Source organism: Algoriphagus limi, assembly GCF_024919275.1.
Taxonomy (GTDB): Bacteria; Bacteroidota; Bacteroidia; order Cytophagales; family Cyclobacteriaceae; genus Algoriphagus; species Algoriphagus limi.
Genome location: NZ_JANWGH010000002.1, coordinates 1 through 23,995, shown reverse-complemented (window position 1 = coordinate 23,995; position 23,995 = coordinate 1). Strand labels below are relative to the sequence as shown.

17 protein-coding genes and 1 rRNA gene are annotated in these 23,995 nt (G+C 42.1%); 11 read left to right on the top strand and 7 right to left on the bottom strand.

Annotated features, from left to right (window positions below; all coding sequences use genetic code 11):
• Positions 1-369: 369 nt before the first annotated feature.
• From NY014_RS08455 to NY014_RS08440, 4 genes are all read left to right on the top strand, one after another.
• Positions 370-1,491 (top strand): TolB-like 6-bladed beta-propeller domain-containing protein, encoded by a 1,122-nt coding sequence (locus NY014_RS08455; RefSeq protein ID WP_259414167.1) that lies wholly within the window; start codon positions 370-372, stop codon positions 1,489-1,491.
• Between the two features lie 135 nt (positions 1,492-1,626).
• Positions 1,627-2,697 (top strand): efflux RND transporter periplasmic adaptor subunit, encoded by a 1,071-nt coding sequence (locus NY014_RS08450; RefSeq protein WP_259414166.1) that lies wholly within the window; start codon positions 1,627-1,629, stop codon positions 2,695-2,697.
• A gap of 3 nt (positions 2,698-2,700) precedes the next feature.
• Positions 2,701-5,745, top strand: a complete 3,045-nt coding sequence (locus tag NY014_RS08445) for an efflux RND transporter permease subunit (RefSeq protein WP_259414165.1) — start codon at positions 2,701-2,703, stop codon at positions 5,743-5,745.
• Between the two features lies 1 nt (position 5,746).
• Complete coding sequence (locus tag NY014_RS08440; protein ID WP_259414164.1) at positions 5,747-8,929, top strand: efflux RND transporter permease subunit; 3,183 nt, start codon at positions 5,747-5,749, stop codon at positions 8,927-8,929.
• 34 nt (positions 8,930-8,963) lie between these two features.
• On the opposite strand, the gene NY014_RS08435 is transcribed toward NY014_RS08440, so the two are convergent.
• The 7 genes from NY014_RS08435 to NY014_RS08405 all read right to left on the bottom strand — a co-directional run bounded on the left by NY014_RS08435 (position 8,964) and on the right by NY014_RS08405 (position 17,720).
• Positions 8,964-9,650: a hypothetical protein gene (locus NY014_RS08435; protein WP_259414163.1), complete on the bottom strand. Its 687-nt coding sequence runs from the start codon at positions 9,648-9,650 to the stop codon at positions 8,964-8,966.
• A 52-nt stretch (positions 9,651-9,702) separates the two neighbouring features.
• Positions 9,703-11,046, bottom strand: a complete 1,344-nt coding sequence (locus tag NY014_RS08430) for a DUF5723 family protein (protein WP_259414162.1) — start codon at positions 11,044-11,046, stop codon at positions 9,703-9,705.
• Between the two features lie 67 nt (positions 11,047-11,113).
• Positions 11,114-13,120, bottom strand: a complete 2,007-nt coding sequence (locus NY014_RS08425; protein ID WP_259414161.1) for an alpha-ketoacid dehydrogenase subunit alpha/beta — start codon at positions 13,118-13,120, stop codon at positions 11,114-11,116.
• 267 nt (positions 13,121-13,387) lie between these two features.
• Entirely contained in the window at positions 13,388-13,882 is a 495-nt protein-coding gene (locus NY014_RS08420) for a GNAT family N-acetyltransferase (RefSeq protein WP_259414160.1), read from the bottom strand.
• A 182-nt stretch (positions 13,883-14,064) separates the two neighbouring features.
• Positions 14,065-15,432 carry a Gfo/Idh/MocA family protein gene (locus NY014_RS08415; RefSeq protein WP_259414159.1) on the bottom strand — a complete coding sequence of 456 codons (1,368 nt, stop codon included), beginning with the start codon at positions 15,430-15,432 and terminating at the stop codon, positions 14,065-14,067.
• A gap of 206 nt (positions 15,433-15,638) precedes the next feature.
• The gene (locus NY014_RS08410) at positions 15,639-16,712 is read right to left on the bottom strand and encodes an Ldh family oxidoreductase (RefSeq protein ID WP_259414158.1); all 1,074 of its coding nucleotides are present in this window, start codon (positions 16,710-16,712) and stop codon (positions 15,639-15,641) included.
• A 63-nt stretch (positions 16,713-16,775) separates the two neighbouring features.
• On the bottom strand, positions 16,776-17,720 hold the full coding sequence (locus NY014_RS08405) for a Ppx/GppA phosphatase family protein (protein ID WP_259414157.1): 945 nt from the start codon (positions 17,718-17,720) through the stop codon (positions 16,776-16,778).
• A gap of 183 nt (positions 17,721-17,903) precedes the next feature.
• On the opposite strand from NY014_RS08405, the gene NY014_RS08400 reads away from it, so the two are divergent.
• The 7 genes from NY014_RS08400 to NY014_RS08370 all read left to right on the top strand — a co-directional run.
• Entirely contained in the window at positions 17,904-19,487 is a 1,584-nt protein-coding gene (locus tag NY014_RS08400; RefSeq protein ID WP_259414156.1) for an acyl-CoA carboxylase subunit beta, read from the top strand.
• Between the two features lie 51 nt (positions 19,488-19,538).
• On the top strand, positions 19,539-19,892 hold the full coding sequence (locus tag NY014_RS08395; RefSeq protein ID WP_259414155.1) for a four helix bundle protein: 354 nt from the start codon (positions 19,539-19,541) through the stop codon (positions 19,890-19,892).
• Between the two features lie 46 nt (positions 19,893-19,938).
• Positions 19,939-21,006 carry a M42 family metallopeptidase gene (locus NY014_RS08390; protein WP_259414154.1) on the top strand — a complete coding sequence of 356 codons (1,068 nt, stop codon included), beginning with the start codon at positions 19,939-19,941 and terminating at the stop codon, positions 21,004-21,006.
• Positions 21,007-21,085: 79 nt separating this feature from the next.
• Positions 21,086-21,847 carry a helical backbone metal receptor gene (locus tag NY014_RS08385; protein WP_259414153.1) on the top strand — a complete coding sequence of 254 codons (762 nt, stop codon included), beginning with the start codon at positions 21,086-21,088 and terminating at the stop codon, positions 21,845-21,847.
• Positions 21,848-22,030: 183 nt separating this feature from the next.
• Positions 22,031-22,801 (top strand): 3-keto-disaccharide hydrolase, encoded by a 771-nt coding sequence (locus tag NY014_RS08380; protein WP_259414152.1) that lies wholly within the window; start codon positions 22,031-22,033, stop codon positions 22,799-22,801.
• Positions 22,798-23,397, top strand: a complete 600-nt coding sequence (locus NY014_RS08375) for a 3-keto-disaccharide hydrolase (RefSeq protein WP_259414151.1) — start codon at positions 22,798-22,800, stop codon at positions 23,395-23,397. The genes NY014_RS08380 and NY014_RS08375 overlap by 4 nt, the downstream gene beginning before the upstream one ends.
• A 478-nt stretch (positions 23,398-23,875) precedes the next feature.
• Positions 23,876-23,995 (top strand): 16S ribosomal RNA (locus NY014_RS08370); the annotation flags it as partial.

Below are 23,995 nucleotides of genomic sequence, written 5' to 3'. Positions count from 1 at the left end.
TTTCTTTATCGAAAGTAGTCCTAAAAGCTCAGGAAGTCAATTTACATTTTCAAACTGACAAAAGCTGTCATAATCATTCAAGACGAACTTATTCTAGAAAAGTATTTTGAGTAGTTGCAAAGCTACATCATCCAGCTAAAAACTATAAAAATATGTAACTATGTTTGCTTATTAGTTGGGGGGGGGATTTTAGCGAACGAAAAATCTAAATGCTTGCCAGCTTTATCCTGTGGCGTCTGCACCTATTTCGAAAAATAGTAGGGAGTAGGAAAAGATACTGCTCTTTGTTATAAATGTTCGGGAATGAGTTGAAATTTTAAATTTGGCACATCTTCTTAGGAAGGTGCCTTAAAAAAAATTACTAAGAGAATGAAAATTAAATCTGCTTTTAAACTATTAGGTATTTTGAAAATATTGGTTTTTACGGCTTGTGTTCAAAATTCCGATGAAAAGGATTTTGTGCAGGCTGTACCCCAAAACTCCAATTTTTTGACCTTTGATTCTGTTCATGTGGTCAATGAGTTTCCAAAAATTCACGCTATCGAGAAGGGAGTAGGCTTAAGGAAGGAATTTATTGGAATGAAAGATTTTGAGATCATAGATAGCCTCATGGTCGTTTCTACATCTTTTCAAAAGTTCTGGAGTATTTACCAACTTCCTAGCTTGGACTCCTTGGGTAGTTTTCTATCCTTAGGAGAAGGACCAAAGGAATTTTCCTACCCGTCAATTGCTTCAGATAAGGTCCTTTTTCGATCGGAAGGGGATGATATTACAGCTTTGATTTATCAATTCTCAAAAGGAAACTTACTAAAATTCAACCTAAATCAATCTATAAAACTAGGGCAGGATAGCCTTGAGCTAGCTGACAATGATTTGCCACTATTCCTTTTTGATTTATTGATTCTGGAGTCTGATCATTATTACATAAGACAACCTGAAAATCAGGAGACAAAACAAAACAGGTATTTGCTGTCTCAAGGTCAATTGTCCAGCAATAAACTTCTCGATCAGCTCAATCGGGCTGAAGTTTCCAATGGAATGTTAAATCTATCTTTGATGGCATCGATGACAAGGCTTAGTCCAGAGCGTGATAAAATCTTGGAGATGTATTTTCGACTTAATTACTTTAATCTATACGCCTTGGATGGTTCTTTGAAGAAAACGATTGCTATCGAACCGACGCTCGATGATCTGAGTCTCCTTGAAAAAGTCCCTCAACCTGAGCGAAATTATCGATTTTCTGATGTTCGGGCTTATGACGATTTCTTTGCGCTTTTACATCTAAATGAATTGGAGCAGGATTTTGCTACTGATCGAAAGTCTTTTCCCGAAATCCTGATTTTTGATTGGGAGGGAAACCCTATTTCGAAATTAGTCTTTGAGGATTTCTTCACTTCTTTCGACTTTGATCTAGTTCGTCAAAAAGTCTATACCTTCGATAGCCAAACTGATCAATTTAAAGTTCATGATCTACCCTTTGATTTTAACTGAGCTAATTATCACTTGAGTTTTGGTTTGGCTTGGGAAAAAGGAAAATTACTTTCACCTTTTTTAACAGCTTTTTTCTGTGAGCAGGTTTGAAACCTACTAATAAATTATTTTATTAGTGGTCTAACGATTGTTTAGATGAAAAACTACCACTATTTAGCCCTGATTTGTTTGCTGGGCCTTAACTTTTCCTGTAAGGAAGACGCAGAAAAACAGGAGGAAATTCCTGCTGAATCTTTTAGAAATGAAGTAGCTGCTACGGAAGTTCGGGTGGCTCTGGCTGAAACAAAAAGCTTTGACTACCTGATAAATGCTACCGGAAAGTTGGAAGCAGCAGCTCAGGTCAAAGCTGTTATCGAGCAGCCGGGATACCTGATCGAATTGCCAATACGGGAAGGACAAGCTGTCTCCAAAGGGCAAGTCATTGCCAAGCTCGATCCGACCGAAGCTGAAATCAGGCTTGAAAAGGCCAAAATTTCACTTCAAAATGCCTTGGCAGCTTATGAAAATGATAAGCTTGGCTTTTCCCGTGATTTTGCCTCCGGTGATGAAGAACGAAAAGCCTTTCTGGAGCAGCAACTAAAAGCCAAAAACGGAGTCTTTTTAGCTGAGATCGAGCTGAGAGAGGCCCAATTGAATTTGGAAAGATGTGAAGTCAAAGCTCCGATTAGCGGGCGAGTGGCAGACCTGAAATTCAAGATGGGAAGTCTGATCGCCACAAATTCGGAGTTATGCGAGATTCTCAGTACTTCCAATCTTGAGCTTCGCGTGAAAGTGCTCGAATCAGATATCAGCTTGATTTCAATCAATCAAAAAGCAGAGGTCTATCCTGTTTCCAATACGCAGGAGGCTTTGGAAGGTAGGGTCATTGCCATCAATCCCAAAGTAGATGAAAGTGGTTTGGTAGAAGTGGCTATTCGGCTCAGCACTTCCCAAAATCTCCTACCCGGTATGAATGCAAGAGCCATTATCCGAGCTCCTCAAGCTAATTCCCTTGTCGTTCCCAAAGATGCCGTAGTGTATCGATCCGGACGGGCTGTAGTATTCACAATTGATAACGATGAGTCCCAGTGGAACTATGTGGAAGTAGGAAGAGACAATGGGCAAGAAATTGAAATTTTGGATGGAATCGAGGCTGGTAGTACGGTGATCACTACGAATAACTTGCAGTTGGCGCACCAAGCTCCTGTTCAAATCGTAACTGAATAAGCCATGGTTCGATTTTTACTGGCACGGCCCATTGCCGTATTCATGACTTTTTTGGCATTGATGGTTTTCTCCTTCATTGTCTTGCGGACATTGCCGATTTCGCTGCTTCCGCCCATCGATGTGCCTCAGATCGTCGTCAAGGTCAACTATCCCAATGCTTCTCCCGAGGCCATAGAGCAAAATGTACTTCGGACTATTCGAGAGGGCTTGATTACGCTGAATGGGCTGGAGGAGATGGATTCCAAAGCAGGATCGGAAGTGGGAACTATCCGTTTGACTTTTGATTATTCCACGCAGATGGAATTGGCCTACATCGATGTCAATGAAAAAATTGACCGAATTACCAATTCTTTACCGGAAGGATTGGCTCGTCCCGAAGTCATTCGAATCAATACATCTGATATTCCTGTAGCTCGGGTACAAGTCATTCCAAAAGAAGGAATTGATGAAATTGAAGTCAGCCAACTCGCTGAGAATGTCCTTAAAAAGCGAATCGAGCAACTGCCTGGAGTTTCCTTGGTGGATATCAATGGTAAAAAAGAACGCATCATCACCGTTGAACCCAATGAAGCCGCCATTCGTGCGCTGGGTATGACGCAGCAACAGGTAATCAGCGCAATTCAAGCTGGCAATTCGGAGTTGCCGGGAGTGTCAGTAAAAGACGGTCAATTTCGCTATTACCTCCGCCTAGCTACCCGAGTAGATACCCCTTCAGATATTGAGAGTCTTCCGGTATTAGCTCCATCAGGGGCGATTGTGCCTTTGGGAAGATTGGCTAAAGTGAGCTATCAGGCGCAGGAAATGCTCGGCTACCATCTTTTTGGGGAACGAGAGGCTTTGGTGATCACGGTGCATAAGCAAGCCGCTGCCAAAATGAATGAGCTCATGCCGGAGCTGAAAAAGGCGCTGGAGCTTTTCAAAACGGATTATCCTCAGGTAGATTTTGAACTGACCCAAGATCAGTCCAATCTCTTGAATGCTGCCATTTCCAACTTGCAGACTTCCTTACTTTTCGGGGGGCTATTTGCATTTGGGGTTTTATTTCTGTTCATGAAGGACTATCGACTTCCTATCATCATCGGGGTGAGTTTGCCTTCCTCCTTACTGATTTCCTTTTTGGTCTTTTACTTCTTCGATATTTCCATCAATATCATTTCTCTTTCAGGGCTGGCTTTGGGGATCGGGATGCTTATTGACAATTCCATCATTGTTTTGGATAATATCACACGCAAGCGGGAATCCGGTCTTTCGCTCTTTGAAGCCTGTGTGGCTGGAGTGAATGAAGTGATGAGTGCCTTGGTTAGTTCCGTCCTGACCACCCTGTCGGTATTTGTGCCTTTAGTGTTTTTGAGCGGAATTTCGGGGGCCTTATTTTTTGATCAGGCAGTGGCAGTAGGAGCCATCCTTTCGGTTTCCTTGGCAGTGGCTTTTATTCTTTTGCCCATGTTGTATTTTCTCTTTTTCAGCAAAAGTAAAAAGAAGGAGGATGGATCAGAGGGAGCTTTCTTTAGCTGGATTTTAGGTTTGTATGAAAAAGGATACAGCATTGTTTTTGGACGCAGAAAGCTTGCCATGATCTTCTTTTCTCTGCTTATTCCGCTTGGTTTGGGATTAAGTTATTTTCTGGATTCAGAAGGATTGCCTCAGATTGATAAGCTCGATGCGACATTAGAAATTGATTGGAATGAGCCGATCTCGGCAGTTGAAAATCGAGACCGGGTCATAGCTCTCATGAATGCGATGAATGGTCGCTACGAAAAGGCTGAGGCTGATGTGGGTGTAAGGCAGTTTTTGCTCTTTGATGGGGAAAATTCCATTCAACAATCCCTGCTTTATTTCCTCTTTAATTCCTTGGAAGATAAGGAGATGATGACTCAGGATTTGATTGACTTTTTGTCTAAAAATTATCCTGAAGCCAATTATAAAATAGGGGATGCACCCAATGCATTTGATCAATTGTTCAGTTCCACCTTGCCTTATTATGAGGTTCGCTGGAAAGACCTGACTTCCAAAGAACCTGTGCCTGAAGAGAAAATGGATCCTTGGCTCAGTCAATTCCCCGTTTCCGATTGGGAGAGAGGACCTGGTTTGCAAAAAGAAGCTTCTGTAGTCTTTACCCTTCGGGCAGATCGATTGGCCACTTATGGGATTTCCGTGGATCAAGTTCAAGAGCAACTTTCCCGTTTGTTTGGCACTTACACGATTACGGATATTCGACGATTTGGAGAGATTACGCCGATTCGATTGAAGGAATCAGAAGCCCGCTTTGAGGACTTGCTTCGAACGACCCAATTGGCAGCTTCGGACTCTGCTTTTTACACGCTTGGGGAATTTGTCGATTATCGATATGAAGATCATTACAAATACGTCACCGCTGATAAGGGTGGAATCTATCAATCTGTTTTGGTGACCGCGTCAGAGCCGGATGCTCACAATTCCGATTATATCCGTTGGGGAGCGGAGCGGAATTTGGGCGTAAGCATGGTCGGGCAATATTTCAAGGATAAGGAAAATATTCAGCAATTGATCGGTATTCTACTGGTTTCGGTGCTCCTGCTTTACTTCATTTTGGCAGCTCAGTTTGAGAGCTTTATACAGCCTTTGATTGTGGTCTTGACCTTGCCATTGGGCATTTCCGGCGCATTATTGGTGATTTTATTAGCAGGAGCCTCGCTGAATGTCATGTCTGCCATCGGTTTGGTTGTGATGCTAGGAATCATGGTAAATGATGCCATTCTGAAGATTGACACCATTAACAGACTGAGAAAAGAATATGTGGAGAGTCCTGAAGTTTCTGCAAAAGAAGCTTTGGAAATGGCCATTCATCGGGCGGGTCAGATTCGATTGAAGCCTATTTTGATGACTTCCATTACGACGATTTTAGCATTGATTCCGATTATTTTCAGCTCGGGTTTGGGTGCTGATTTGCAGCGACCTTTGGTGTATTCAGTGATTGGTGGGCTCACTATTGGGACCTTGACAGCCTTGTATTTTGTGCCTTTGGCTTATTGGTTTTTTGTGTCCAAAAAGAAATTAACCGAAGCATAAAATGACACCATTTCGGGTTTTAGTAGCGTTTGTGGTTTTAGCTATTTTGGGAGTAGCTGTCATTCCCTTGTTATCGGTGGATTTAAACCCCCGGGACAAGGAACCTGTGCTGTCCATTTCGTATGGAATACCCCGAACTTCTCCGGAAATAATCGAAAAGCTAGCCACTTCTCCTTTGGAAGGGGCTTTTTCTCAACTCTCCGAACTCAATAAAATCACCTCGATATCCAATTATGACCGTGGTGAAATTACGCTTCGATTTGACAAGGAAGCAGACATGGAATTGAAGCGATTCGAGGTTTTGTCGCTGATTCGTCAGATTTATCCTCAGCTTGATTCCAGACTTTCGTATCCGGTGGTGACCCAGTCAGCGGAGGCGCGCTCCGATATTAAGACTCCTATTTTGACCTATTCGGTGAATGGTCCTTTTGCTGCCTTTGAAATCAAAAAAATCACGGAAGACATACTCAAACCTGCCCTCACTCAATTTGAAGAGGTGGAAGAAGTGTCCGTAAGAGGAGCGACAGATTTACAGTTGTATATCACCTTTGATATCCAAAAGCTTCAAGCTTATGGGCTTACCCGAAGTCAGTTGAGTAGCCGAATCAATCAGGCTTTTGGTAGGAGTTTCCCGGGGTCAATACTGAATAAAGAGGGGAAAACCCTCTTCGTGCAGGTAGATCGCTCGCTTCGGGATTTGGAGCAATTGGAGAACCTTCGAGTAGCGCAACTGAATGGACAGGATGTCCTGCTGCGGGATGTGGCCAAACTGACTTTGGAGGAAGCCGAGCCATCGAGCTATTATCGTATCAATGGAAATAACTCGGTAACGCTGACAGTCTTCAATCGGGACGGGGTCAATAAGGTACTGCTTGCTCAAAATCTCAAAGCGGCTATCGAGCGAGCTCAACCCCTGCTTCCTGCCGGATTTGAAGTCAGACTAGAGCGGGATGATACGGAGTTTTTGGACAAGGAACTGGATAAAATTTACAAACGATCCGGACTTTCCATCCTGATTTTGATCGTCTTTATCTTTTTGATCAATCGCAACTGGAGATACCTAGCGGTGCTCTTTCTAGGGATTTTAATCAATCTGAGCCTTTGCGCCATGGTGCTCTATTTTTTGAAGGTGGATATTCATCTGTATTCCTTGGCAGGCTTGACGATTAGTTTTGGATTGATCGTGGACAATGCGATTATCATGATTGATCATTTGCATAAGCACCGGAATCGAAAAGTGTTTTTGGCATTGTTAGCCGCCTCTTTTACGACGATCGCTGCCTTGATGATTGTCTTTTTCCTTCCTGAAGAAGATCAAAAAAACCTGACGGAATTTTCCATTGTGGTGTCCGTCATGCTGGCTATTTCCTTGATTATTGCCTTGTTTTTTACTCCGGCTTTTTACGAAATACTATTCAAAGAATCTTCCAGAAAAGGCCGAAAACTCAGCATTTCACAGTTGCGTAAGCGGGTCAAGTCTCTTCATCGCTTTGAGCGAACTGTTTCTTGGACAGCTCGCTATCGCAAAGCTTTTATTACCCTCCTGATTCTGCTTTTTGGGATTCCGATATTTTACTTACCAGCCAAGTGGGAAGGGCAGGAGTGGTACAATAAAACGGTTGGAAACACTTTTTACCAAGAGGAAATCCGCCCCTATGTGGATCAAGCTTTGGGTGGATCGCTGCGGATGTTTGTGAGGGGAGTTTTTGAAAAAAGCTCCTACCGAGAAGCGGCAAAAACCCGATTGTATGTCTCTGCCCGTTTGCCTTTTGGGAATACCCTAGATCAGATGGACTTTATCATGCGTGAGTTTGAAGCCTACCTGAAGGATGTGGAAGGGATAGACAAATTTGTCACTTACGTGATGTCTGGTCAGCGAGCGCAAATAGAGATTACCTTTAAAGGGGCTTATGAAAATTCCGCTTTGCCCTATCAACTCAAAGGAAAACTATCCGTCAAATCCACGGATTGGAGCGGGGCTCAATGGAATATCTATGGAGTAGGACAGGGATTCTATACCGGAGCAGGAGGAGAGGGTATTCCTTCTTTCCGGGTGACGATGAAAGGCTATAATTTTGATGAATTGGAACGACAGGCGGAGATATTGGCGGAGAAACTACTTCAGCATAAGCGGATTCAGGAAGTCAATACCAATGAGCGCTTAAATTGGGGTGAGCAGAAAACCGAGGAATACGTACTTCGCCTGGATCAGAATCAAATAGCCCTAGGTCAGACCAACCAATTCGAGCTGATCAATACCATGCTGGACTTAAGCAAACCGCAAGGTGCTATGGGTTCATTGACGCTGGAAGAAAAGAACTACGGCATGGTGATTCGGGAAGCTAAATCCAATGATTTCAGCAAGTTTGATTTAGAGCAAAAGGGATTGATCAGTGGAGAAAATCGCATTTTCAAAATCTCGGATTACGGTACCTTGACAAAGGAAACCACCACCAATGCGCTCAATAAAGAAGATCGACAATATATCCGTGCAGTGGCCTTTGAGTACATGGGTTCAGCGAAGTTTGGTAATGAATACTTGGATGAGGTGTTGGAGGAAATGAAGCAGATTATGCCGATTGGCTATACGGCGGATAAGCAAACCTGGTCCTTTAGCTATGAAAAAGCCAAGCGGCAGTATTCCCTATTAGCCTTTTTGATTCTGGGTATTTTTATGATTTGTGCAGTGCTTTTTGAAAATCTCAAGCAGCCTGTCTACATCATCGCCATCATTCCGATCAGCTTTATCGGCCTCTTTCTGATCTTTTCGCTTTTTGATTTCTACTTCGATCAGGGAGGCTATGCGGCCTTTGTCATGCTGGGAGGATTGGCTGTGAATGCCGGAATCTTTATTGTCAATGACCTGAACAACCGAACTACAGGAGCCTATAATCGAAACGTGCTGAAATCCGTAGCAGGAAAAGCCATTCCGATTTTGCTCACGATTTTGTCTACCTGCTTTGGCTTGATCCCTTTTATCATGGAAGGTCAAAATGAGATTTTTTGGTTCTCATTGGCGATCGGTACAATTGGGGGACTGGTTTTCAGTATGCTGGGAGTGTTTTGGGCTTTGCCGGTTTTCCTTTGGAAAAAGGAGGCTACTTCTGTTACTAAAAGAAACGAATCTGAGCTTAAACCAATCCAACTGAAGTCTAGATGGAAATTCTGGAAAAAGAAGGGGTGATTTTCTTACTTAAAACATGAGTGAGAATAACACCTCAATGAAACAAATCATAATAAATCAACCCGACCGAAAATGTCATATACTGTAATGGGCTACGCCTGATATTGTATTCAAAAATTCCTTCGTCTGGCAGGTAGGTAACATCCCCTTTTTGAAGGAAGCGCACACTATTGCCGTCTTGAAAGGTGGCTCGGAATTCCAATTTCAGAAATTCATCAATGGGGAATTGAAGTCCTCCTCCTATGCGATAGGCCAAAGCCCAATCCTCAAAATCCTTATCACTTTCAATAGATTCTTCAGCCAAAATAGTTTCTCTGATTTTGTAGCGGGTGTAGAGGTAATTTACACCCATTTGGGCTTCGAAAAAGGGTGTGATTTTCGTGTTGACAGCTGGAAGGAAGCGAATGACAGCCATTCCAGTCGCTAGGTTGTTGTTTCTTCGTAGGCGGAGTTCATCCGAAAATCCCGGATACAAATCCGTCCTTCTTTCCACCTTACTTCCATAAATTCCATAGCCTAGTTCCAATCCAATTTGAATAGGTGCACTTTGGAATTCATGAAGGAAAATCCCTGAAATGGTCGGGAAAAAGAGAGAGCCGGTTTCTTCCTTAAGTTTTCCAACAGGTATAGAACCATTGAAATGGCCTCCTGCAAGAAAGAATTGGCTGAATGAAGAATGTGAAATGAAAATGAAGAAACTTAAAAGAAAAACCCTTGCCATACAAAGTGCTTTTCTGACTATTACGTATTGAAGGGATCTTGATGTTTCGCTTTTAGGGTTGATTTATTCGAGATCCTTTTTTGTAGATCGGGATTTGAACACCGAAATATGCATCTGTGCTTCTTGAGTTTTTGGAAAGTAGATTGGTTAAGATTGAAGCTGACCCGATTGTTACAGGACCGAGACGGAGACCAACTCCCCAGGAAATTCCTCCTTCAAATTGCCGGTAACTTATGGGAGAGTAGAGGCTAAACCAGCCTGTTTCCATTCTTGGAGTAATGACTATACTATTGACTATTTGGCTAACAGGAACTTCTTGATGCTTTCGAAGAGAATAGGATCCATGGGCAGAAATGTAAAAACGATTGGATAAAGCGTAGTCGGCAAAAATCTGTAAGGAGGTAGGTATTGCCAATCTGGTATCTCGTTCATTTACAGCGCTTACATAGTTTTGTTCAAGAAATTCACGAATTGTAGTTTCTTCAATTCCATCCAGATCAACCGTTTTATCCAAATCATAATTCCATCTTCCGAATTGTGGATATTTTATTCCTCCTATATCCATGATCGATACACCGGCTTTGAATTTATACCCATCAGAATAGGCGTTTTTGGTTTGATCCTGAAGTTCAAAGATAAATCCAATGTCCATTCCAAAGCCAGATTGAAAATCCCCTAAATCAACCTCTCCAGATTCAAATCCATTTGAATAACCATAATCCAAGTTTCCTCTTGTAGTTAGTGAATTAGGGGTTTCTAGATAGATAGCTCCTAATAGGTTGCTGGATCCAATGACTCCACCAGCACCAGCTAAGTATTTAAATGTAGCAGCACCTTTTAAAGAGTAGTTGCTGTTTTCTAGCAAAACTCTTCCGTAGGTTAAGCCTAATTCTCCCCAAACGTGAAGAATTCCCGAAAGATCACGCATCAAAACCTCATAGCTGGATGATTCGTCCTCGGCCACAATTGATTCAAAAAATTCACCTCCTACATTGTTTAAATTGAAAAATGTCCTAAATCTCGTCGTGAGAGCTAAGCTATTTTTGGGGTCTATGTTAAACTGAAAACCAGGTCTGAAAATATCTAAATTTCCAACAAAATTATTGTCTGGCTTGGAATTAATGTTGCTGTTTTCCTGAAATGACCGAAAATCATTCACTTGATTTAGGTCGCCTAGGTTTAATCCTATGTAATCATTTCCAACATAAGCACTTGCGGAGAAAAGATGGATTTCAGCTTTCAGTCTCGGGTTGATTACATTGGCTGGATTCAGGGTGAGTCCTTTGATCCCTGCTCGATTATCAATCTGCGCACCGATAAGTGTCTGGGAAAAGCCCGATCTATTTATTAGGAATCCTGAAAGAAGAAAAATTAAAAAGAGGAATCGATATTTCATGGCTAGGGATTTTTATTCAATATCTGTTTTTGAATACAGAAATCCCAAGAAGAGGTTCCTAATTATGTTAATATTCAATCAGCTCTTTCAACTTTTTTCTAAACCTAGCCTCTGGCAAAAATGCTTTTTCCAAATTTGGGGAAAAGGGTACTGGAGTGTCCAAACTTCCTTCCCGCATCACAGGTGCATCCAAGAATTCAAAGCAATGCTCAGAAATCCAGGCACAGATTTCAGCTCCGATTCCTCCTGTCAAACAATCTTCCTGAAGGAAAACCACCTTTCCGGTCTTTTTCACAGTTTCCTTAACGGCTTCCTGATCCCAAGGAAGCAAGGTCCGAAGATCTAAAATATCAGCCGAAAGCTTCATTTCTTCAACTGCTCGCTTTGCCCAATGAACACCCATTCCATAGGTAATGATCGATACATCATTTCCTTCTTCTACCAGATGAGCTTTACCAATTTCAACCGTATAGTAATCATCCGGGATTTCCGCACTCATAGAGCGATATAGCGCTTTGTGTTCAAAGTACAAATAAGGGTTTGGATCTTCAATTGCAGCATTGAGCAATCCTTTGGCCTCAAAAGGATTAGAAGGGTAGACTATTTTCAATCCCGGAGTATGAAAAAACCAAGCCTCATTGGATTGGGAATGAAAAGGTCCAGCTGCCACACCAGCGCCCGTCGGCATCCGAACGACCACATCAGCATTCTGTCCCCAGCGGTAATGGATTTTCGCAAGATTATTCACAATCTGATTGAAGCCGACAGAGACAAAATCTGCAAACTGCATTTCGACCATAGCCTTAAAACCCTTAACTGATAGACCTAAGCCAGCTCCTATGATGGCACTTTCGCAAAGTGGGGTATTTCGTACCCGATCTGCTCCGAAATCCTTGACAAATCCATCGGTGATTTTGAAAACTCCACCGTATTCTCCTATATCCTGACCCATGAGGACAAGATTTGGGAATTTTTCCATGGATTGGCGAAGGCTGTCGCTGATGGCATCTACAAACCGTCTTTCGCTTGTTTTTTCGGAAACAGGTTTGATCAACTTTTGCTCGAAAGGAGCATAGACATCCTGTAGCTCTTCCTCAATTACTGGAGATATAGCTTCTTCGGCGAAGGCTTTTTCCCATGCTTCAGTGATCGCTTTTCGGACTTTTTTATTGACTTGTTCTTTTTTCTTTTCATCCAGAACACCGATGGATTCCAGGTAGTTTTCATAGGTTTCCACTGGATCTAATTTTGACCATTCTTCCATCAGCTGTTTGGGGACGTATTTGGTTCCTGAAGCCTCCTCATGTCCCCGCATTCGGAATGTGATGGCTTCTACCAAGATAGGGCGAGGTTTTTTTCGAATGTCCACAGCTAATTTGGATATGGTCTGGTAAACATCGAGAATATTGTTTCCTTCGATTCGGACTGTTTCGATTCCATATCCTGGGCCCTTATCGGTGAAGTTTTTGAAAGCAAATTGCTCCCGGTTAGGCGTCGAAAGTCCGTAACCGTTATGCTCAATCACAAAAATCACAGGCAACTTCCAAACTGCTGCCACATTTAGTCCTTCATGGAAGTCCCCTTCCGAACTCGCGCCATCGCCCGAAAAAACCAGTGCGACTTTCTTTTCCTTCGAAAGTTTATGCGCTAAAGCGATTCCATCCGCTATCGCCAACTGAGGACCTAAGTGAGAAATCATTCCCACGATATGATGCTCTTTTGACCCAAAATGAAAAGACCGATCACGGCCTTTTGTGAATCCGGATTTTTTTCCCTGAAACTGTGCGAAAAGTTTTGCCAGAGGGACTTTTCGACCTGTGAATATTCCCAAGTTTCGGTGCATGGGAAGAATAAATTCATCTGCTTGAAGTGCTTGTACCGCACCGACAGAGATGGCTTCCTGTCCCCAGCCACTAAACCATTTGGAGATTCTTCCCTGTCGAAGAAGGATAAGCATTTTTTCCTCGATTCGCCGAGGAATTAACAGTCCCTCATACAATTCCAGCAGTTTAGAATCACTGAGATTCTTACGATCAAAATTCAAGAATTTACCCGGAGTAGTGGCTAGTTCCATAGAAATAAAATTACCCATCTAAGGTACAAGATGCGCACAGAATCTCAAGAAAAATGATTGGAAGCTTTTTGCAAATTGGCCCCGACCGGAGTCGGGGCTAAAAATTAATTGCAAGGAGTTAAAAAGTTTTGCTGTACGTTTCAAAATTAGCCAAAAGCTCTCCGATCGCACTAGAAGATGCGTTAAGCTTGTTTTAATAAAAACATGGACTCTTGATGATTAGATAATATTCAGGAAAAAGCAGCTTAAGATTGGGGTGATTTTGGCTTAAAGCTTAAACTCAAAAACGATGTCATCCATCACAAAGCCTTCCCCGATATCAATTACCTCCCGGCGGAGTTCTTCAAATCCATATCGCTTGTAAAAATCAATAGCCTGTTTATTTCCTTTGTTTACATTAAGCAAAAGAGCGCTTTGATTCTTGCCGGTTGCTATTTCTTCAATCTTAGAAAACAGCTTTTTGCCTATTCCTTTTCCCTGTGCAGAAGGAAGGATGTAAATTTTATGGATTTTGGTTTTTTGAGGTTCATAATTGAGCTCGAATGCAGTGAATCCCAGCGCTTTTCCATCTTCTTTTGCCAGAAAAAAATATTGTTCTTCTTCCAGTTGCTTTTCCAAGGTATCCAAACTATACATCCATCCCAGCATGTAGGATATTTGTCCTGTAGTAAGAATTTCTCCAAAAGTGCTTGGCCAAGTTTGATAGGCGATTTCCTGAATGGTTTTCAGGTCTTTTTTTTGAGCGGGGACAATTTCGATCATCAGGTTTACCTTTTTCAAAAGTAAAAAACCGACTCCATATTCGTTTATGGTCAGATTGAGCGTTTGCTTGACCGGCAAAGACAGGAAGTCAAAATGTATTGATAATTATTATGGCAAGACTTCGACTTCGCTCAGTCTGACAAGTACATGATTTCAATCTATTAATCCGGCGATCTCAGATTTTAAACCTGATCAGGTTCTGGATGTACATAAGGAGCTCGGTAAGGTCTCCTTAATTTCGCAGTAGCCTCAGGGTCACCGATCACGGTTCTGGTTTTTGGATCATATTTTAAAGGACGGCCTCCCAATTCCATGGAGATATTCGCCAAAATGCAAGAAGCTGTAGAAATATGTCCTTGCTCCACATCAGCAATCGGCAGGGTTTTATTGTCAATGGCTTTGAGCCAGTCTTTCATATGAAGTCGTGTTGCTGGAGCAGCATTGAGTTCTATCCTATCTTCAGTTACATCTTCCGGATACTCTTCTTTTTCATAGACCACATCATAGTGCTTGGCTTCTTCACCTTCCCCATACGGGATGAAATCTGCCTGCATGGTGCTACCAGCGAGCATTCCATTTTCCCCATAGATTTTAAAGGCCCAAGGATATTCCGGATCGACCGGATTACCCCAAGTACGATGCTGCCAAACGACATTTAGTTCCGGAAATTCGAAAATGGCTGTCTGGGTATCCGCGATATTGGATTTACCTTCTTTCTGGACAAAGATGCCTCCTGTGCCAGTCACTTGGCTTGGCCAACCTAATTTGAGCATCCAGCGAACTGTGTCAAGCATGTGAACGCACATGTCTCCAGTGATTCCATTTCCATACTCCATAAAGGTTCTCCACCAACGGGTATGTGGAAGTCCATCGTATGGTCTCAATGGTGCAGGTCCGGTCCATAATTCATAATTGAAAAAGTCAGGGACATCCTGCACTGGTGGATTCCCATTAGCTCGCATATGATAATAGCAGCAAACCTCAGCATGGGAAATCTTTCCCAATTTGCCAGTATCAATAATCTCTTTCTTTGCCTGAATTAAGTGAGGAGTAGATTTCCGTTGAGTACCGATTTGAACTACTCGATTGTATTTTCTGGCAGCAGCCAAAATCGCCTCTCCTTCGATCACATCTACGGAAATAGGCTTTTGTAAATAAACATGCGCCCCTGACTTAATGGAATCAATCGCTTGCAGGGCATGCCAATGGTCTGGAGACCCAATGAGAACCAATTCTGGTTTTTCCTTGGCTAAAAGATCTTGGTAGTTTTCATAGAGTGGAGGGACTTTTCCGGATTTTTGTCTTTCAGAAACTAACTTCCCTGCAGCTTCCAGCATATTTTTATCCGGATCGGCTAATCCCACTACGTCAATATCGGCGACTTGAATCAGTCGGAATAAGTCAGATTTCCCATACCATCCCGCACCAATTAGGGCAGTTCGGATGGGACCATCAGGGTTTTTAAATTCCATTCCAAGCAGTCCAAAACTAGCAAGGGTCATTAAAGCAGAGGAGCCTTTTAAAAAATCGCGGCGATTGAATTGATTCATAGGTTATTGGGTTAAGGTTGAAGCATCTTTCAATTTACGAAAAGAGCCAAAAGTTGCAAATCAACCTGTGATGGAAGGAGAAAGGAGAAAATCCTTTGCCACTAAAAAATAACCTAGGACACCTGGCCGAGTTAGCAGGAAAAAGTCAGAGCCTTCCTAATTAGTCAGTATTTTGAAAAAGAAAAATCGGAGGTTTTCGATTTTATTTAGAGGCTTACTCCAAATTTTTCGCCCAAAGCCATTAGGTCTTTTACCACAGGCTCTAGCAATGAAATCCCTTCTACTCGTCGGATGGCTTCCAATTCTCGTTCAGGATCTCCTGGGATCAAGACCTTTTCATTTCCTTCGGTAGGTTTTGCAGAGCGGAATCGTTTAATCCAATTATCCATATGAGATTTAAATTCCTCTGCTGGACGGAAAGCATCCACGCGCATCGCGCCAAAGAAATGGCCGATTCCTTCTCCTACTGGATTGGGATCCGGTTCCAAGAATGCGACGAAAGGAGGAACCCAAGGTCCATAATTAGCACCGGAAAGAACGGCTGAAAAAATATCTACTACTGCTCCCAAAGCATAGCCTTTGTGTGAGCCATGTTCCCGATCTCCACCCAAAGGAAGTAAAGCGCCACCTTCTTTTACACCGTTGGCAGAAGTGGTTGGTTTTCCCTCTTTATCCTGAATCCAGCCCCATGGAGCATCCTGATTTTTACGCTGTAGAATTTCCAGTTTTCCATTGGCAGCTGTGGTTGTAGCCATATCCGCTACAAATGCAGGTTCTTCCTTGGCTGGAATGGCTACAGAAATTGGATTGGTTCCCAAAAGCCGCTCTTTGGAAAAAGTTGGGCTTACTAAAGGACTGGCATTTGTTAAAGAAATCCCAATCATATCATGGTCTAAAGCCATCATAGCATGATACCCTGCAATCCCATAATGATTGGAATTTTTTACAGAAACCCAGCCTGTCCCGGCTTTGCTTGCTTTTTCAATCGCCACATTCATGGCATAAGGAGCTACTACTAAACCCAGCCCCCCGTCTCCATCTACCACAGCAGTTGATGGGGTTTCATGGACAATTTTGATGCTTGGAGAGGTGTTGATTCTTCCTTTTTCCCACAAGCGCACATAGCCAGAAAGGCGTGCTACACCATGGCTATCCACGCCTCGAAGATCAGCTGAAAGCAAAACTTCTGCACCGATCTGAGCATGAAGTTCGGAACAGCCCATTTTGAGAAGGGTGTCATGGGTGAATTTGTACAAGCGGTCGTAGGAAAAATTTTGCATAGCCATGTTTCTAACAGAGAATTAGGACAAAGATAAAAGTCTTTCGCTTTGACTTTGGGTAGATCAGGTGGTTTCTACCTGCTGACGAAGAACTTCAGCGATTGCTCCTTCCTTCAATGCGTAATGCGAACAGGTGATATTCTGGACAGGAACGTACTTCAAAATAAAATCAATAAGGGAAGAAGCGACTACGATCATATCTACTCGCATCGGAATCATGCCCGGAATTTGAAGGCGTTCCTCTCGATTTTTGGAAAGCAATAATTGATGGATTCTATGAAATTCACTAGTCGGTAATTCGAACACATGCTGACCGGTAAGCTTGCATTGCAGCATGGACTCAAAGTAAATATCAGTAAGCGTATCGAATGTCCCTGAAGCACCTACCAAGTTGCACGGTTTATATTTAGCGATAGCCTTTAAAAGCGGTTGGAGCTTTTCCTCCAGATAATCATGAAGGCGCTGAAGTTCGGAAGTCAAAATTGGATCATGGTGATGGAAAAGTTCCAAAAGTCGTTGTCCACCTATCTCAAAGCTTCCTTTCCAGAAAACTTCTTCGGAGGTACCGATGATAAATTCAACTGAACCTCCGCCAATATCCATCATTAGTTCAGTTTGCCCATTGAGCGAACCGGAAAGTTTAATTCCTTCATAAATCAGAAGCGCTTCTTCTTCTCCACTGATGACTTTGATGTCTATTCCGATTTTTTCTTTGACTTCTTGGACAAATTCTTCACCGTTTTTGGCATTTCGTACAGCACTGGTTGCAAAGGCAAAAACCCGGTCAATTTGCTCGCCGTCGATGAGATTTTTAAAATGAGTGAGGGTATGATAGGCGCGTTTCAATGCATCAGGCGCGATGTGGTCCTGGTTGATGCCACCTTGCCCAAGCTTCACAGGAATTTTTTCCTTGTATAAAACTTTAAATCCGTCTTTAACTAACTCGACCAATACTAAATGAAATGTATTGGTTCCCATGTCTATCACCGCTGCCTTCGGGGTACTCATACTGCCAAAATTTTGGATGGGCGAATATAGAAAGTTCTTGTAAAATCCAGAGTTCTTGCCTCTTAAATATTCCCCTTTAATTTTTCAAAGTCTTTTCCAGCACCAATTGCAGCCAGCCATCCCTTTGAATTTTTTTCCTCCTCCCAAAGCCTGTTATATTTGGCTTTCGCAAAACCAAATTTTATGGAAAACCAGAATAAACCCATTTATACCGGATCTACGAACGAAGAGAAAATCGAGCTACTGCGAAGAAAAAATGCAGAGGCAATGCTCGGTGGAGGAGAAGGAAGGATAGCTTCTCAGCATAAAAAAGGAAAATTGACGGCTCGGGAGCGAATCGAGCTGTTGCTGGATGAGGGAAGTTTTCAGGAAATAGACCGCTTTGTGATGCACCGCGCCAAAGATTTTGGTTTGGATAAGGAGCATTATTTGGGTGATGGTGTAGTTACCGGCTATGGTGAGATCAACGGAAGGTTGGTTTATGTTTATTCTCAGGATTTCACGGTTTTTGGAGGGTCGCTTTCTGAAACCCATGCAGAGAAAATCTGCAAAATCATGGATATGGCCATGAAAAACGGCGCTCCAGTGATTGGATTGAATGATTCAGGTGGTGCCCGAATTCAAGAGGGAGTTAACTCATTGGGTGGTTATGCGGATATTTTTTACCGAAATACCCTTGCATCGGGAGTCGTTCCTCAGATTTCTGCTATTATGGGACCTTGTGCCGGAGGGGCAGTTTATTCTCCTGCCATTACAGACTTTATCTTAATGGTAGAAAACACCTCCTATATGTTTGTGACAGGGCCTAATGTGGTGAAAACAGTTACTCAGGAAACTGTTACTGCCGAAGAGTTGGGAGGGGCTTCTGCGCATAGTACCAAATCCGGAGTGACGCATTTTGCTTGTAGAAATGAAGTAGAGTGTATTCGTCATATAAAAGATTTGTTGAGTTATATCCCTCAGAATTGCGAAGAAATTGCTCCAGTTTATCCTTATGAATTGAAGGCTGATGAAAGCCGAAATGAGTTGGATTCCATAGTTCCAGAAAATCCAAATCACCCCTATGATATTCGGGACGTAGTTCGTGGAATAGTGGATGCTGATTCGTTCATGGAAGTTCATGAAAACTATGCGGATAATATCGTGGTTGGTTTTGCTCGAATTGCAGGGAGAAGTATTGGAATAGTTGGAAATCAGCCTCAATCTATGGCGGGTGTATTGGATAATCATGCTTCCATCAAAGCCGCACGATTCGTTCGTTTTTGCGATAGTTTCAATGTGCCTTTATTGGTATTAGTAGATGTTCCTGGATTTTTGCCTGGTACAGATCAAGAATGGAATGGGATTATCACCAATGGAGCGAAATTGTTATATGCATTTTCCGAAGCGACCGTTCCTAGAATCACGGTAATTACCCGAAAAGCCTACGGAGGAGCTTATGACGTGATGAACTCAAAGCATATCGGCGCTGATATGAACTTCGCTTGGCCAACCGCAGAGATTGCGGTGATGGGGGCAAAAGGAGCTTCTGAAATCATCTTCCGAAAAGAGATTTCCGCCGCCGCCGACCCAGAAGCAAAACTTCAGGAAAAGGTTGATGAGTACACCGCTAAATTCGCCAATCCATATCGAGCAGCACACAGAGGTTTTATCGATGAGGTAATAGAGCCTTCCGAAACCCGAATTAAATTGATCAAAGCCTTTAAAATGCTGGAGAACAAGGTGGATAAGCTACCTAGGAAAAAGCATGGGAATATTCCTTTATAGACCATGGCGAATAGACCATGGTCCATAGCTGGATATTGCCTAAATTTATAGATGGCTTTTAAATTCGAAAATCTTCAAGTTTGGCAGAAAGCAATGGACTTGAATGACCTAGTTTTCCAAATTTCCTCAGCATTTCCTCAGGAGGAAAAATTCAATCTTTCCTCTCAAATCAAAAGAGCCGCAGATTCAATAGCATTAAATATTGCAGAAGGAAGTACAAGTCAATCTAACCCTGAATTCGCAAGGTTCTTGGGTTATGCAATTCGGTCAGTCGTAGAAGTGGTGTGTGCTTTATTTATTGCAAAAAGAAGAAACTATTTATCTGATGATCAATTTCAAGAAGCATATTCAAAAAGTGAGGAATTAGTTAAAATGATACAGACATTAAAACAACGTTTAAAATAAAAACTCTATGGACTATGGTCTATTGACCATTGACTAAAACAAAACTATGGATCCACAAAAACAATTTCTATACAAATACCTCAATAATGCTTCGCCTACAGGTTTTGAGGCTTCAGGTCAGCAAATATGGTTGGATTATATCAAACCGTATGTTGATACTTATTTTACCGACAATTATGGAACGGCAGTCGGTGTGATTAATCCAGACTCCAAGTACAAATTTGTTATTGAAGCACATGCAGATGAGATTAGCTGGTTTGTCAACTATATCAAAGACGACGGCTATATCTATGTAAGAAGAAATGGTGGTTCTGATCATATGATTGCACCATCTATGCGGGTGAATATTCATACCGATAAGGGGATCGTTCCGGGTGTGTTTGGATGGCCTGCGATCCACGTCAGAAAAGAGGGGAAAGAGGATTCTCCAACTTTGGACAATATCTTCATTGATGTTGGAGCCCGGTCTAAGAAAGAGGTGGAGGATATGGGAATTCACGTGGGCTGTGTGATCACATTCCGAGATGAGTTGATTGAGCTAAATGATAAATTCTATTCAGGGAGAGCTTTGGATAACAGGATTGGGGGATACATGATTGCTCAGGTGGCTCGGAAAATCAAAGAATCAGGTAAAGAGCTTCCATTTGGTTTATACATAGTCAATGCGGTTCAGGAGGAAATTGGACTAAGAGGAGCTCAAATGATCGCTCACCGAATCAAGCCACATGCTGCGATCATCACGGATGTTTGCCATGATACGACTTCCCCCATGTATAATAAAATTAGCAGTGGAGATCAAGTGGCTGGAAAAGGTCCTGTATTGACTTATGGAGCTTCTGTCCATAAGAAGCTTTTGGATCAAATAATTGAAACTGCCAAGAAAAAGGATATTCCTTTCCAGCGTTCTGCAGCATCAAGAGTAACGGGAACGGATACTGATGCCTTTGCATACTCTAATGAAGGTGTTCCATCTGCCTTGATTTCTCTTCCACTTAAATATATGCATACCACGGTTGAAACGGCGAGCAAGGAAGATATAGAACAAGTCATTCAGTTGATGTATGAGTTTTTGATGGAATTTGATCCTGAATTTGACTTCAGATATATCAGTTAATAGTGTTTTGGTTATCGGTTATCAGGTGAGGGGTTTTTCGCTATCTATAAATAATCGATAACCATTTTCTTTTATCACTATGAATTTCACAGATCATCTCAATAGGAGGATTTTTTTACCTAACCCACCAAGCCGAATCATTTCCTTGGTTCCTTCTCAGACCGAATTATTGGTGGATTTGGGATTGGAGGATCGATTGGTCGGTGTGACCAAATTCTGTGTACATCCTGATCATATCAGAAAGACCAAATCAGTAATTGGAGGAACCAAAACTTATCACTTTGATCGGATTGATTCCATAAAGCCTGACCTGATTATCGGGAATAAGGAAGAAAATGATCGAGATGGAATTGAAAAGTTGGCAAAAAAATACCAGGTATGGTTGAGTGACGTAAAGAACCTTTCAGATACTTTTTCTTTAATAGAGGATTTGGGGAAATTGACAGAAACTCGCGAAAAAGCCGAAGAATTATTAGTCCAGCTCAGACAAGCATTCAAGAAACCTATTCCCAAAAGAGGAACTGCGGTTTATTTGATATGGAATGATCCTATCATGACAGCAGGGTCCGATACTTTTATTAATGAAATGCTTGATTGGGCTGGTTTCGAAAACTTGATTCAAGAAAATCGTTACCCAGAAAATTCACTCGAAAGATTAATTGAATTAGCACCGGAATACCTGCTTTTGAGTTCTGAACCCTTTCCTTTTAAAGCTAAACATGCAAAGGGATTTCAACAAGCTTTGCCCAATACGAGGATAGAAATTGTTGATGGGGAGTTATTTTCTTGGTATGGGACCCGATTATTGAAAAGCATGCCCTATTTCCGAACGCTTATTTGATTCAATGGCTTCCGACCACTTGTAAAATTTTTAAAATAACACCAGGTCTTTTTTAAAATTTTCAATTAACTTTTCTGCTTCATTACCCAATCTATTGCTTAATCAAAAAGGAAATTTGCTGGATGAATCCGTAAATTAGAGTCGATTTATCCAAAAGCCTTTAAACAGAAATCATTTTATAGTATGAAGAAAAGAAATTTACTCTGGGTGGCTTTGTTTGCTGCCGTATGGTCTTGTGGGCCAAAAACAGAAAATGTAGAAGAAGTTGAGGTCGTGGAGGAAGTTGTTCTTCCCGACAATTCACTGACCGAGGAAGAAAAAGCCGAAGGATGGATGTTATTATTTGATGGTCAATCTATGGATGGATGGCGAGCATTCAATGGAGATAGCACTCCTTCCAACTGGATTATCGAAGATGGTGCCATGAAAGGCCTTGGAGCGACAGGTGGAAGTGACATTGGTGGTGATATTGTATTTGGGCCAATGGAGTTCGAGGAATTTGAATTGGAATTCACCTGGAAAATTTCTCCTGGAGGAAACAGCGGTGTCTTCTATCATGTGGTAGAAGGTCCTGATTACAAAGCACCTTATTACACAGGACCTGAATATCAGGTGATTGATCAGCTAGGTTTCGCAGATCCCTTGGAGCCATGGCAATCTTTGGCGGCGGATTATGCGATGTATGAGCCGGATTTGGAAGGTGAAGGAGTAGTTAAGCCAGCTGGAGAGTGGAATGTTTCCAAGATTATTTTTACCGAAGAAGGGGCTAGCTATTGGTTGAATGGTAAGAAGACGGTAGAGTTTGTGCCTTATTCTGAGGACTGGACTGCTAGAAGAAACTCAGGAAAGTGGAATGATTTTCCAGATTATAAAATCGCTAGAAAAGGTTTAATCGCATTGCAGGATCATGGAGATCCTGTTTGGTTTAAAAATATTAAAGTAAGAACACGATGAAAAAGATATTGATTACAGTCCTACTATTTGCGGCTGTCCAAATAGTTTCTTTTGCTCAAAAAGAACAAAAACTTTTCAATGGTAAAAACCTCGATGGATGGGTTATTTATGGTACTGAGAAATGGTATGTAGAAGATGGATTGCTAGTTTCTGAAAGTGGACCTGATAAAGGCTATGGCTACTTGGGTACTGAGAAAAATTTTGATGATTTCGAAATAACCTTGGAATTCAAGCAAGAAGCTAATGGAAATAGCGGCGTATTTATTCGTTCTACCGTGGATGGTACAAAAGTTTCCGGATGGCAAGTGGAAGTGGCACCTCCAGGAAGTGATACTGGAGGTATTTATGAATCCTATGGAAGGGGCTGGTTGATCAAGCCAGATCCAGAAAAAGATTCAGCGCTGAAATTTGGCGATTGGAATAAAATGCGAATCGTGGTGAAGGGTGATAATGTAACTTCCTATTTGAATGGTGTGGAGATGGTGAATTTCTCAGATGAGAAGATTGGAGAAGGAAAAGGAGGTGTTTTACTCCAGATTCACGATGGTGGAGGGATAAAAGTTTATTGGCGAAATATTGTTCTGAAAGAGCTTTAAAAATCAAAATTTATCAAAATTTCCCCTCTTGAAACTAGTTTTTGGGAGGGGAAAATTTTTTCTATGAATTTTCTCATTCTGTATCAGGGTTTTAGTGCTGGGGGTTAAAAAAAGGTTGGGAGGAATGCTTGCGAGGTGGAAAAAACCTCCGATATTTGTGGTCCCAAAGGCGCGGAAGGTGCCGGATGGAGTTGAGAGCAGGGTGTTGAAAGGGTGTTGAAAAAAGCGGTTTAAATTTTTTTTGAACCGGTTTGTTGCGGGAAGAAAAAAATACTTTACCTTTGCAGTCCCGTTCGGAAGGAGCGGATAAAAAAACAGGGTCGGAGTGACCAAAGACACAGGACGGATCCCGGGTAGGGTTAGTTTTGCTGATCCGGTGGAATTCACTGGAAAAGTTCTTTGAAATGTTGTACAGCAGAAAGCCAAAAAAGAGACAGGGCGGCCGGTATTGATACCGGACGTTAAATAAGGTTACTATACAATGGAGAGTTTGATCCTGGCTCAGGATGAACGCTAGCGGCAGGCCTAATACATGCAAGTCGAACGGTAGACGATCTTTCGGGATTGTTGAGAGTGGCGCACGGGTGCGTAACACGTA